This is a genomic window from Streptomyces sp. NPDC002209, assembly GCF_042890265.1.
Classification (GTDB): Bacteria; Actinomycetota; Actinomycetes; order Streptomycetales; family Streptomycetaceae; genus Streptomyces.
Map to the genome: position 1 here is coordinate 316,957 of NZ_JBIARX010000004.1, position 12,307 is coordinate 329,263.

The 12,307-nt window shown below is 73.6% G+C and carries 12 protein-coding genes; 5 read left to right on the plus strand and 7 right to left on the minus strand.

The genetic code is table 11. The features are described 5' to 3' along the window. Positions 1-14: 14 nt before the first annotated feature. The 5 genes from ACFYXK_RS10850 to ACFYXK_RS10870 all read right to left on the minus strand — a co-directional run bounded on the left by ACFYXK_RS10850 (position 15) and on the right by ACFYXK_RS10870 (position 5,326). A complete protein-coding gene (locus tag ACFYXK_RS10850; RefSeq protein ID WP_389410816.1) occupies positions 15-1,130 on the minus strand; it encodes a DegT/DnrJ/EryC1/StrS family aminotransferase in 1,116 nt (371 codons plus the stop codon). Next, a complete protein-coding gene (locus ACFYXK_RS10855) occupies positions 1,127-1,945 on the minus strand; it encodes a NeuD/PglB/VioB family sugar acetyltransferase (RefSeq protein WP_389410817.1) in 819 nt (272 codons plus the stop codon). Before ACFYXK_RS10855 ends, ACFYXK_RS10850 begins: the two co-directional genes overlap by 4 nt. Beyond that, complete coding sequence (locus tag ACFYXK_RS10860; protein ID WP_389410818.1) at positions 1,942-3,096, minus strand: DegT/DnrJ/EryC1/StrS family aminotransferase; 1,155 nt, start codon at positions 3,094-3,096, stop codon at positions 1,942-1,944. The genes ACFYXK_RS10855 and ACFYXK_RS10860 overlap by 4 nt, the downstream gene beginning before the upstream one ends. Then, entirely contained in the window at positions 3,093-4,100 is a 1,008-nt protein-coding gene (locus ACFYXK_RS10865) for an NAD-dependent epimerase/dehydratase family protein (protein WP_389410819.1), read from the minus strand. The genes ACFYXK_RS10860 and ACFYXK_RS10865 overlap by 4 nt, the downstream gene beginning before the upstream one ends. A gap of 101 nt (positions 4,101-4,201) precedes the next feature. Further along, positions 4,202-5,326 (minus strand): Gfo/Idh/MocA family protein, encoded by a 1,125-nt coding sequence (locus ACFYXK_RS10870; protein ID WP_389410820.1) that lies wholly within the window; start codon positions 5,324-5,326, stop codon positions 4,202-4,204. 409 nt (positions 5,327-5,735) lie between these two features. Between ACFYXK_RS10870 and ACFYXK_RS10875 the strand changes: the two genes are divergently transcribed. From ACFYXK_RS10875 to ACFYXK_RS10890, 4 genes are all read left to right on the plus strand, one after another. Continuing rightward, positions 5,736-6,608, plus strand: coding sequence for a glycosyltransferase (locus ACFYXK_RS10875; protein WP_389410821.1), 873 nt, complete (start codon positions 5,736-5,738; stop codon positions 6,606-6,608). A gap of 114 nt (positions 6,609-6,722) precedes the next feature. After that, complete coding sequence (locus ACFYXK_RS10880) at positions 6,723-8,090, plus strand: MFS transporter (protein WP_389410822.1); 1,368 nt, start codon at positions 6,723-6,725, stop codon at positions 8,088-8,090. Positions 8,091-8,098: 8 nt separating this feature from the next. Beyond that, positions 8,099-9,112 (plus strand): TolB family protein, encoded by a 1,014-nt coding sequence (locus tag ACFYXK_RS10885; protein ID WP_389410823.1) that lies wholly within the window; start codon positions 8,099-8,101, stop codon positions 9,110-9,112. A 139-nt stretch (positions 9,113-9,251) separates the two neighbouring features. After that, entirely contained in the window at positions 9,252-10,040 is a 789-nt protein-coding gene (locus ACFYXK_RS10890) for an SDR family NAD(P)-dependent oxidoreductase (protein WP_389410824.1), read from the plus strand. Between the two features lie 56 nt (positions 10,041-10,096). Here the strand turns inward: ACFYXK_RS10890 and ACFYXK_RS10895 are convergent, their stop codons facing one another. Further along, entirely contained in the window at positions 10,097-10,270 is a 174-nt protein-coding gene (locus ACFYXK_RS10895; protein WP_389410825.1) for a hypothetical protein, read from the minus strand. Positions 10,271-10,804: 534 nt separating this feature from the next. On the opposite strand from ACFYXK_RS10895, the gene ACFYXK_RS10900 reads away from it, so the two are divergent. Further along, positions 10,805-11,653: a CPBP family intramembrane glutamic endopeptidase gene (locus tag ACFYXK_RS10900; RefSeq protein WP_389410826.1), complete on the plus strand. Its 849-nt coding sequence runs from the start codon at positions 10,805-10,807 to the stop codon at positions 11,651-11,653. Positions 11,654-11,805: 152 nt separating this feature from the next. On the opposite strand, the gene ACFYXK_RS10905 is transcribed toward ACFYXK_RS10900, so the two are convergent. Beyond that, the gene (locus ACFYXK_RS10905) at positions 11,806-12,207 is read right to left on the minus strand and encodes an SHOCT domain-containing protein (RefSeq protein ID WP_389410827.1); all 402 of its coding nucleotides are present in this window, start codon (positions 12,205-12,207) and stop codon (positions 11,806-11,808) included. Positions 12,208-12,307 lie beyond the last annotated feature (100 nt).

A 12,307-nucleotide genomic window follows, 5' to 3' on the forward strand; every position in this document is an offset into this window, starting at 1 on the left:
CCTCTTGTTCTGCGTCAGAGCAGGGCGCTCGTGAGGGCGTCCACGACCCGCTGCTGCTGGGCGGCGGTGATCTGCGGGAAGAGCGGGAGGGAGAGCATCCGGTCCGCGGCCCGCTCGGCGTGGGGGAAGTCCCCCCGGCCGTGTCCGAGGTGGCCGAAGGCCGGGGTGAGATGGACCGGGGCCGGGTAGTGCACGCCGGCGCCGATGCCCTCCGCGTTGAGCTTGCCGACGACCGCGTCACGGTCCGCGCCGCTGACCCGGACGACGTACAGGTGCCACACGTGGACGTTGCCGTCCTCAGTGACCGGCAGGGTCAGGCGTCCGGCGGCCGCCAGATCGCCCAGCAGGGCGTCGTAACGGGCGGCGGCGGCGCGGCGGGCCGCGTTGCCGTCGGCGAGGCGGGCCAGCTTGGCCCGCAGGACCACGGCCTGCAGCCCGTCCAGCCGGCTGTTGAACCCGGCCACGTCGTGCCGGTACTTGGCGATGCCGCCGTGGTTGGCCAGGGCCCGGACGAGGTCGGCCGTCTCCTCGTCGTCGGTGACCACCGCGCCCGCGTCGCCGTACGCGCCCAGGTTCTTGCCCGGGTAGAAGCTGGTCGCGGCGATCCCGCCGCTGCCGGGGGTGCGGCCGTCGCGGGTGGCTCCCTGGCTCTGCGCGGCGTCCTCGACGACCTTGGCGTGCGGGGGCAACTGCGCGGCCAGCTCCGCCGCGGGGGCGCACTGTCCGTACAGGTGGACCGGGACCACGGCGCGCGTGGCCTTGCCGACCGCGTCCAGCGCGGCCTGCGGGTCCATCAGCAGGGTGTCGGGCAGGCAGTCCACCAGGACCGGCCGGGCGCCGATCCGGGCGACGGCGCCGGCGGTGGCGATGAACGTGTTGGCGGGCAGCACCACCTCGTCGCCGACCCCCACCCCTGAGGCGCGCAGGGCCAGTTCGAGCGCGTCGGTTCCGTTGGCCACGCCGACGCAGTGGCCGACCCCGGCGAAGGCCGCGTACTCGCGCTCGAAGGCGCGGACCTCCTCACCGCCGATGAAGGCGGTGTCGGCCAGCACCCGGTCGAATCCGGCGCGTAATTCCTGCGCGACCTCGGCGTGCGCCGCCTTCAGGTCCACGAGCGGTATCTGGTTCATCCGGTTGTGCTCCCCATCCGTGTTTCCGGCCTCATCCGTGTCCCGGGCCTCATCCGTGCCTCCGGCCCCCGGCCGGTGCGCTCGCCATCGGCCCGCAGCTCGTCGAGCGCCGGGCCGCCCGCCTCGCGCAGCCGGCGGGCCGGGCTTCCGGCCCACACCTCGCCGGGCGGCACATCGGCCAGGACCGTGCTTCCCATACCGGTCAGCGACCAGGCGCCGACCGTGGTGTTCTCCCGTACGAGGGCTCCCGCGCCCACGTACGCCCCCCGCCCCAGCCGGACCCCGCCGCCGAGGCGGACCCCCGAGGCGAGCGTCGCGAAGTCGCCGACCGTGTCGTCGTGGGTGAGGACCGCGTGCGGCATCACCGCCACGTGCGCGCCCACCTGTACGGCCGCGGTCAGCACGCAGTGCGCGAGCAGCACCGAGCCCGCGCCGAGCACCGAGGACGCCGAGACGGCGGCCGTGGGGTGGACCACGGTCGCGTACCGGCTCCCGGGCAGGGCCAGGCGCCGCACCAGGCGGGCCCGTACCGCGTAGTCGCGCGGACTGCCGACGCACACCACGACCCGGGCGTCCGGCCGCTGGTGGACCAGCTCGCTGCCGCCCAGCACCGGCACGCCGTCGACGTCCCGGCCGTGCAGGGCCGGGTCGTCGTCCAGGTGCCCGGCGAGCCGCCACCGGGGGGCGCGGCCGCGCTCCCGGGCGGCGGCGACCGCGTCCCGTACGGCCTGGGCGGTCTCCCGGGCGAATCCTCCCGCGCCGACGATCAGGAGGTCCTGGCCGGCCGGGCCGGCCGGGGCGCCCGGGGCGGTCATCCGCCGGCCTGTTCGCGCAGCACCGCCACCACCCGGTCCTGCTGGTCCTGCGTCATCGTGTGGAACAGCGGCAGGATCAGCGAGTCTCGGCTGATCCGCTCGGTCGCCGGCAGCGGCGCCGCCCCGTGCCCGGCGTACGCCGGTTCCAGGTGCGAGGCCATGATCCCGCGCCGGGCCGAGATCCCGGCCTCCGCGAGGACCGCGAGCAGCTCGTCCCGGCCGACCGGGAAGTCCTCGGCCAGCAGGACCCAGTACGACTGGAAGTTGCCCTCGCCGTGTGCGGGGTCGCGGACCGGGCGCAGGCCGGGGGTGCCGGCGAGCAACTGCCCGTACCGGGCCGCCAGTTCGCGGCGGCGGGCCACGATCGCGTCCAGTTTGCCGAGCTGGACCAGGCCGACCGCGGCCTGGATGTCGGTCATCCGGTAGTTGTAGCCGACCTCCAGATAGCTCTCGGCGATCGGCTTCCTGCTGGCGTGCCGCTGCGCCGCGGACACGTTCATGCCGTGCTCGCGCAGTCGGCGCAGCCGCTCCGCCCACTGGGCGTCGTCCGTGGTCACCATGCCGCCCTCGCCCGTGGTGATCACCTTGCGGGGGTGGAAGGACCAGGCCGCGAGGAGTGCACCGTGGCCGACGGACTTGCCGCCCACGGTCGCGCCGATCCCGCAGGCCGCGTCCTCCACCAGCGGCACGCCCCAGTCGGCGCAGGCCGCGCGCAGGGCGTGCACGTCGGCCGGCACCCCGCCCTGGTGGACGGCCAGCACCGCCCTGGTCCGCGGGGTGCGCACGGCGTCCACGGTGTCGGGCGTGAGGTTCCCGGTGGTCTCCTCGACGTCCGCGAACACCGGGTGGGCGCCCACGTAGCGCACCGCGTTGGCGGTGGCGATGAAGGACAGCGAGGGCACGACCACCTCGTCGCCCGGCCCGAGTTCCAGCGCGATCAGTGCCAGGTGCAGGGCGGTGGTGCACGAGCTCACTGCGATGCCGTGCTCGGCGCCCACCCGCTCGGCGAAGGCCCGTTCGAACTCGGCGACCCGGGGGCCCTGGGCGACCCAGCCGGAGAGCACCGCGTCGGCGGCGGCCTGCGCCTCCTCCTCGCCGAGCCACGGGATCATGACGGGGATGCGGGCGGGGGCCGGGTGCCGGGCGCTCATCGGCCGGCCTCCCCTGCTGCTGCCCGCGCGGCCGCGTCCGCCGCGCGTTCGGCCCGCCACCAGTCCACCAGGTCCCGCAGGCCGCGGCGCATGTCGATCTCGGCGGTGAAGCCGAGGCGGCCCGAGGCCTGCGAGGTGTCCGCGAGGCGCCGGGTGACCCCGTTCACGGCGCGCGCCGGGCCGTGCTCCGGGACCATCCCCTCCGCTCCCATGGCCTCCAGCAGCCCGAGGGCCAGGTCGCGCAGGCTGGTCTCGGTCCCGCTCGCGACGTTGAACACCTCGTCGGTCAGGTCCGATTCGGCGGCGAGCAGGTTGGCCCGCGCGATGTCCCTGACATCGGCGAAGTCCATCGTCTGGGTGCCGTCGCCGAGGATCAGCGGCGGTTCGCCGGCGGTGATCCGCTCCATCCAGCGGATCAGGACCTCGGTGTACAGCCCGTGGATGTCCATCCGGGGCCCGTACACGTTGAAGTAGCGCAGCGCGATGTAGTCCAGCCCGTACATGGCGTGGAAGCTGCGCAGCACCCCCTCGTTGAAGGCCTTCGCCGCCCCGTAGAAGGTGTCGTTGTTGTACGGGTGGTGGCGCTCGGTGGTCGGGAACGTCTCCGCCAGCCCGTAGACCGAGGCCGACGACGAGGCGATCACCTTGCCCACACCGGCGCCGACCGCGGCCTCCAGTACGTTGAACGTGCCGTCGACCAGCACCTCGTTCGCCAGCCGCGGCTCCTCGGCGCACTGGGTGATCCGGATGGCGGCCAGGTGGAACACCAGGTCGGCGCCCTCGGTCGCCTTGCGTACGGCGGTCGTGTCGCGGATGTCGCCGTCGACGACCTCCACCACGCCGCTCTGCAGGGCGCGGGCCAGGTTGGCGGTGCGCCCCCGCACGAAGTTGTCGAGCACCACGATCTCGCGCGCCCCGTTGTCCACCAGCAGGTCGACCACGTGCGAGCCGATCGTGCCCGCCCCGCCGGTGACCAGAATCCTCTTGCCTCGTACGCTGCTCAACGCCCTGCCCCTACTGAGTCGGTCATGGTGTTTCCTGCTGCGCCCGCCGCGGTGTGCGCGGCCCGCGGGCGCGGGCGGTCCCGTGACGGGACCGCCAACGGTCAGCGCCCGGTGCGCAGTCCGACGACCGCGCCGCGGAACTCCAGGCTCCGGGAGGCCGCTTCCAGGATGTCGAGCACTTGCAGGCCCGCCCAGCCGTCGGTCAGCGCCGGCCGCCGCGTCCTGATCGCGGCGGCGAACTCCTCGACCATGCTGCGCAGGGCCTCCTTCTCGCCGATCGCGGGCGCCACCATGTCCCCGGACCGGTAGGAGACGAGCATGTCGCGGCGCTCGTCCGCGCCGATCTCCTGCGGGGTCGTCATGTCCACGCCGCGGTCGTAGACCGCGATGCGCTGCGTGGGGTTGAGGTCGTCCCACACCAGGGTGCGCTTGGAGCCGCCGACCATCGTCGTGCGGACCTTCACCGGGGAGAGCCAGTTGACGTGCACGTGGGCGATGGCGCCGGTGTTGAGCGTGAGCGTCAGATAGGCCACGCAGGACTGGCCGGCGCCGATCGGGTCCGCCCCGTGCGCGGCGACGGCGACGGGCCGGATGTTCTCCGGGAGGATGAAGTCGAGGACCGAGAGGTCGTGGGGGGCCAGGTCCCACAGGACGTCGATGTCCTTCTGGACGAGCCCGAGGTTGATCCTGACCGAGTCGACGAACTGGATCTCACCGAGTTCGCCGGAGCGGACCATGTCGCGGATGCGGGCCACCGCCGGGGTGTAGCAGTAGGTGTGGTCGCACATGAGGATGAGGCCGCGTTCCTCGGCCTCGGTCACCAGCTTCAGGCCGTCCTCGTACGTGGCGGCGAGGGGTTTTTCGACGAGGACGTGCTTTCCGGCGCGCAGGGCGGCCAGTGCGACGTCGAGGTGAGTGCCGGCCGGGGTGGCGACGGCGACCGCGTCGACGGCCGGGTCCGCCAGGACGGCCGCGTAGTCGGAGGTCGCCTGGACCGTGGAATAGGCGCCGAGCACCTGCCGCGCACGGTCGACGTTCAGATCACAGAGCCAGCGGAGCCGGAACCCCGGACTGGACTGGAAGTTGCGGACGAGATTGGGTCCCCAGTAGCCCGCTCCGATGACGGCGACGCCTAACGGCTTGGACGGCCACGCAGCCGCGGCCCCGCCCTCGCGCCCCGCACCCTTCGCGGCGTCCTTCTCGGCTTCCTTCTCGGATTCCTTCACAGCGTTCCCTTTCCTTCGGCACACGCCCGCGGGCGTATCGACAACCCATGGCCGGGACGCGTGCGAAGGAAGGGGGTGCCGCCGACGGCCGGCGCCGGGTCGCCTGTGCGACCCGTGCGTGACCTGCCCGACGGTGATGGCCCCCCACGACCGATGCCCTACGTGTTGCGACGTACTTTCCGCCCCCCGGCCGCCCGGCACCCCTCGCCGGTCCGGCCACGGGCCGGCAGCCTGTTCCCCCAAGCCGCCGCACCCGCATTTCCCCAACTGCCCTGCTCCGGTTGGATTTCAGCGTCGCCGAAGCACGCCGAATCCGGTCGGCTGCGTTCAATCTAGACCACCGGACCTACCCCCGGGGAGAGTTGGAGGAAACGGTCGGCTCGGCCGTTCGAGCGTGCATACTTCCGGGGTGACCAGCATCGTGATCCCGGCCCACAACGAGGGCCGGGTCATCGGCCGGCTCCTCGACGCGCTCCTGGCCGACGCCCCGGACTCCGGGCCCGACATCGTCGTGGTGTGCAACGGCTGTACGGACGACACCGCCGCGGTGGCGGGTGCGCGGGGCCCCCGCGTCCGGGTGGTGGAGATACCGACTCCCTCCAAACACAAGGCACTTCGGGTCGGGGACGAGCACGCGCGGGGCTTCCCCCGCCTGTACGTCGACGCCGACGTCGAGTTCGCGGCGGCCGACGTACGGGAGCTGGCCGGAGCGCTGGCCGCCAGTCCCGGCCTCCTCGCCGCGGCCCCCGGCCGCGACATCCCCCTCTCCGGGTGCGCCTGGCCCGTCCGGGCGTACTACCGGGTCTGGCAGCGGCTGCCGGCGGTCCGCGAGGGGCTGTTCGGGCGCGGGGTCATCGCGGTGTCCGAGCCGGGACACGCACGGATCGCCGCCCTGCCCCCGCTGATGGCCGACGACCTGGCGGCCTCCCTCGCGTTCGCGCCGCAGGAGCGGCGCGTGGTCGAGGCGGCCCGGGTCGTGGTGCATCCGCCGCGCACCTGGCGGGACTTGGTCAGGCGGCGCATCAGGGCGGCGACTTCGTCCGCCGAGCTGGAGCGCTTCCAGGCCGCGGAGGCGGCCCGGAGCACGGAGGGGGCGCATGCGCCGTCCGCGCGCACCGGTACGGGCGACCTGCGCGCCCTGCTCCGGGACCGGCCGAGCCTGCTCCCCGCGGTCGTGGTGTTCGTCGCGGCGGCGCTCGCCGCCCGCCGGGGCGCCCGCAAGGCCATCCGGACCGGGGACTTCTCCACCTGGCTGCGCGACGAGAGCAGCCGGCAGGGCTGAGCTGCCCGACCGAGCCGAATCAGGCCGTACGCCGCCCGGTCGGCCCGTACAACCCCTAGGGTTTCACTCACACGTACGAGTGACTCAGACCGTCGGCACCGGGAGCTCGAGAGCATGTACCTCGCGGACCGCTCCGCGCCCGCCGGCGCGAAGACCGCATCGCAGACCGGCCCGGACGGCGGGCCCGTCCGGTCCCCCGCGGTCGCCTCGGCCGTCCTCGCGCTGGGCACGGTCAGCTTGATCACCGACGTCTCCTCCGAGATGGTCACCGCAGTGCTGCCCCTGTACCTGGTCGCCGGACTGGGGCTGAGCCCGCTCGGTTTCGGCGCGCTCGACGGCGTGTACAACGGGGTGAGCGCGCTGGTGCAGCTGACCGGCGGCCACCTCGCCGACCGGGTCCGCAACCACAAGCTGATCGCCGGCATCGGCTACGGCCTGTCCGCCCTGTGCAAGCCGCTGCTGCTGCTCGCCCACAGCCTCGGCCCGGTGGGCGTGGTCCTCGCTCTGGAGCGCACCGGCAAGGGCCTGCGGACCGCCCCGCGCGACGCGCTGATCTCCCTTTCCACACCTGCCGAATTACAGGGCCGAGCGTTCGGCGTCCACCGCGCCATGGACACCACGGGGGCCCTGCTCGGCCCGCTCGCCGCCTTCTTCATCCTGAACACGGCGGTGGGCGGGTACGACGCCGTCTTCGGTGTCAGCGCGTGCGTCGCCGTACTCGGCGTGGTGGTGCTCGTGCTGTTCGTCCCGTCGGGCGCGGGCCTCGGCCCGACCGGCCCGGCCGGCCCGGCCGCGGTGGACCCCGGCGCGGCGCAGCCGGGTTCACCGGAGTCCGGCGCCCCGAAGCCCGCCCCGAAGGCCGCCGCGGTGAACCTGCGGGAGGCGGCGGCGCTGCTGCGGCTGCCCCGGCTGCGCGCCCTCGCGCTCTGCGCCGCCCTGCTGGGCCTGACCACCGTCAGCGACGCCTTCCTCTACCTGCTGCTCCAGGACCGCACCGGCATCCGCGAGCAGTGGTTCCCGCTGCTCCCCCTGGGCACCGCAGCGGTGTTCCTGCTGCTGGCCGTGCCGGCCGGCGCCCTGGCCGACCGGATCGGGCGCCGCACCGTGTTCCTCGCCGGGCACGCCCTCCTGCTGGCCGGGTACGGGCTGCTGCTGTGGGCCCCGCACTGGCCCGCCCTCCCCTACCTGGTCCTCGTACTGCACGGCCTGTTCTACGCCGCGACCGACGGGGTCCTGCCCGCCGCCGTCGCCGCGACCGTTCCCCCGAAGCTGCGCGCCACCGGCATCGCCCTCGTCGGCACCGGCCAGGCGCTGGCCCGCTTCGGCTGCTCGCTCGCCTTCGGCGCCGTCTGGACCCTCTGGGGCGCCGTTCCCGCGCTCGCCGCCGCGGCGGCCGGTCTGTGCTGCTGCGCGGCCGTCGCCGGCTTCGTACTGCGCCCGGCGGCTCCCGACACCGCTCCCGAACCGGCCCGACACCCTTGAGGAACCCGATGACCCGCTCACGCCGGCTGCTCGTACTCGCCGTGGCCGTGCTGCTCCTCGGCGGCCTCGCCGCCGCGCTGGTGCTGCGCGCCGCCGCCCGGGCCGAGCAGACGCACGAGGGGGACCCGACGGTCGCCCAGGGCCCGGTCACGCTCGGGCGCCAGGACCGGCTGGCCTTCCTCAACGGCGCGCAGGGCCCGCACCGCGGGGCCCTCGTCTCGGTCCCCGGGCAGTCGCCCCAGGCCGGGCGCACCGCGTCGGGGCTCACCTGCCAGCGTTTCCACGCGGCCGCCGGCACCGGCGTGTGCCTGAACTCCAGTCCGGGCGCGCTCGCCCAGGACAACCGGGCCCTGATCGTCGACTCCGACCTGCGCACGCTGCGCAGCTTCCCGCTCGCGGGCACCCCGTCCCGGGCCCGGGTCTCGCCGAGCGGCCACTTCGCCGCCTGGACGGTGTTCGTCTCCGGCGAGTCGTACGGAGCCGCGTTCTTCTCCACGCGCACCGCGATCGTGGACACCCGTACCGGGGCGATCGAACCGGACCTGGAGAAGTTCTCCGTCCAGCTGGACGGCCGGCCCTACGCCTCGGGCGACGTCAACTTCTGGGGCGTCACCTTCTCCAAGGACGACGACACCTTCTACGCCACCCTCGGCACCGCCGGCCAGACGTACCTGGTGAAGGGCTCGCTCTCGCGGCGCAGCATGACCACCCTCGCCCGGAACGTCGAGTGTCCTTCCCTGTCGCCGGACGAGACCCGGGTCGCGTACAAGAAGCGCGTCGCGCGCGGGGCGTCACTGTGGCGCGAGCACGTACTGGACCTGGGGACGCTGCGCGAGACACCGCTCGCGGAGAAGCGGAGCGTGGACGACCAGGCCGTGTGGCTCGACGACCGCACCCTGGCCTACGCCCTGCCCGCCGAGGGCCGGGTGGACACCACCGATCTGTGGACGGTCCCGGCGGACGGCACGGGCGCCCCGCGCATCCTGACCCCGTCGGCCTCCTCCCCGACGCGCCTCGGCTGACGGCCGCGCACGGAGACGAGGGCCACCTGCCTGACGCCGCGGCCCCGTCGGTGCCGTGCGGGGCCCGCGTTCCTGCAGACTCGGTCCTCGTGGGCCGGGCGCCCGGGAACCCGGTCCGGACCTCGTCGAGGAGCACTGCGTGGACCTGCATCTCACGGACAAGGTGGCGGTGGTCACCGGAGCGAGCAAGGGCATCGGCCTGGCGGTCACCCGGGCGCTGGCCGGCGAGGGCGCCCGGGTGGTCGCGGCCGCCCGTACGGTGGGCGGTCCCCTGACGGAACTGGCCGCCGGCGGGCGGGTCCGGCCCGTCGCGGTCGACCTGACGACCCCGGAGGGACCGGAGCAGGCGGTGCGGGAAGCGGTCGCGGCGTTCGGCGGGCTCGACATCCTCGTCAACAACGTCGGCGCCGTGCGTCCGCGGCTGGGCGGTTTCCTGTCGCTGACCGACGAGGACTGGACCTGGGCCCTGACCATCAACTTCCTCACGGCCGTCCGCACCACCCGGGCCGCCCTCCCGCACCTCATCGAGCGCGGAGCGGGGTCGATCGTCACGGTCGGCTCGGTCAACGCCTTCCTGCCCGACCCGGCGGTGATCGACTACTCCGCGGCGAAGGCTGCGCTCACCAATTTCTCGAAGGCGCTGTCCAAGGAGGTCGGCCCGCACGGCGTGCGCGTCAACACGATCAGCCCGGGCCCGGTCGAGACGGCCCTCTGGCTCGGGGAGCAGGGCGTCGCCGCCACCGTCGCGGGTGGCACGGGGGCCGCACCGGCCGACATCGTCGCGAGTGCCGCGTCCCAGAGCGTCACCGGGCGCTTCACCCGCCCCGAGGAGGTCGCCGATCTCGTCCTGCTGCTGGCCTCGGACAGGGCCGGCAACACCACGGGGTCCGACCACACCATCGACGGCGGACTCGTCACGACGCTGTGAGCGGCCTGCTGCCCCGCACACCGCGGCCGCGGACGCCGAGTGGGGCCGACGGCAGGTCAGATGCGTTTGTCGGCGAGGATGCGGTCCGCCGCGTAGTGCGGACACGATGCGGTGTGCCAGGTGACCGTCAGCATTCCGGCCTCCGCCGACAGGGTCCGGGCCGTCCCGTCCTTCGGGCCGGCCTGGCAGTACGAGCACACCAGGGCTCGCGGCTTGGGAAACTCCAGCATGATCGTGCCCTTCCCGCTCAGACGCCGTGGCGCACCGGTTACGCCAACTCCTATCAAACCTGGGCGGAACACGGTCCGATACCTGCCGGTAGGACCAGAATTCCTGCAACCCGGGCAGAGGCCGGGCACCGGCTCACGCCGACCGGCTCCGACGTCACCCTGACGTGTCAGGTGCCGGCGCCGGTTCACGGCGGCGTGGGCCGGGGTCCGCCTCCGCCGGCTGACTGGGCGGCGTACGCATGATCGAATGGGCGCGCAGACAGTCGAACGGGAAGAAGGCGGGCCGTACCTGTGTCAGACACTCCCCATCCGGATGGCCGGCTCAGGCCCGCCGACCCGAACGCCCAGGTGTGGGACGGCGGCGGCCCTTCCGGCGGCGCAGCCCCGTGGCCCCCGCCGCACGGCTGGCCCGCTCCCCCCACCGGGTACGTTCAGCCCCCCGCCTTCGTGGCCGCGCCGGCCGGCTCCCGGTATCACGAGCAGGCGAGGAACGGGCGGCAGGGGGCACTCGGCCGCATCGGTGAGGTTCTCCTCGTGACGGTCCTCCTGGCGGTGGGGCTCATAGCCGTCACCGTGGCCGGTATCGCCATCGGCCACGGCCTGGGCCTGGAGCTCGCCCCCGACGGCGGTGACCGGGTGCTGTCCGACCCGCTGGCGGACGAGGCCATGGGACTCGCGGGCCTGGCGGTCGGCATTCCCGTGGTCCTGCTGGCGGTCCGTGCCTGCGGCCGGCGGCCCGCCGGTACGGTGATGTCCGTCCTGGGGCGGCTGCGCTGGCGCTGGCTCGCCCGCTGTGCGGCCGTGGCGTTCCCCCTGATGGCGCTTCAGATGGGCGGGCTCCTGCTCTGGGGCTGGATCGAGGACGGCCCGGAGAGCCTCTCCGGCGAATTCCCCGGATGGCTGCCGCTGCTGCTCGGCTCGGCGGTGTTCCTGGTGCTGGTTCCGTTCCAGGCCGCGGCCGAGGAGTTCGTCTTCCGGGGCTGGCTCGCCCAGTTCTTCGGAGGGTTCCTCCGTTCGCCCTGGCCGGGGATCGTCGTCGCCTCGTTGCTCTTCGCCCTTGCGCACGGGTTCGGTGCATGGTCCGGGTTCGCGCTGCTCTTCTACTCCGCGGTGTGGTGGGGCTGGCTCGTCATCCGTACGGGCGGGCTGGAAGCCGTGATCGCGATCCACACGGCCAACAACGTGCTGTCCTACGGCATTGCGCTCGCGCTGGGGCAACTCGCGGATTCCGGAACCGCAGCGGATGCACCGTGGCAGGCGCTCGTCCTCGAGCTGGTGTGCGCACCGGCCTACTGCCTGCTGATCTCGAAACTGAGCGGCCGGTACGGCATCGAAAGCCTCAGCCCGCAGCACCGGGTCACGCTGCCGCTCCCCCGCCGATGAGACCGGGCCGACCGGACACCGCGGTGTCGTAGGCGGTGTGCGGCCTCGACGAGCCGGCAGTGGAGGGCGGCTCGCCGGGCTCCCGCGCCGCGGTCCGTCGCGTCCGGACCGCGGCGCGTACGGGGCGCAGACGAAACCGGTACGTGGCGCCGTCAGGCCAGCAGCTTCGCCTTGGCCTGCTGGAACTCCTCCTCGCTGAGCGCGCCCTTGGCCTTCAGCTCGGCGAGCTTGGCCAGCTCGTCCGCGCCACCCGATCCGCCGGACGGACCGGCGCCCGCCGTCTGGCGGATGTAGTCCTGGAAGGCCGCCTCGTTCTCCTTGGCCTGCTTGACGTCCCGCTGGGTCATGCCCTTGCCGCGGGCGATGACGTAGACCAGTACGCCGAGGAAGGGCAGCACGATGACGAAGATCAGCCAGCCCGCCTTGCCCCAGCCGCTCATTTCATGGTCGCGGAAGATGTCCGTGATGATCTTGAACAGCAGGAACAGCCACATGATCCACAGGAAGAACCACAGCATGGACCAGAAGATGCTGAGTGCCGGGTAGTCGTCCACGGATGCCTCCTTCGGGCGGGCCCGATGCCCGCGATCAGCAGTATTGGCCCGCCTCCTGCGTTCCGCATGTCGAGCGGCCCCGTACGGCTTCCCCCCTGCC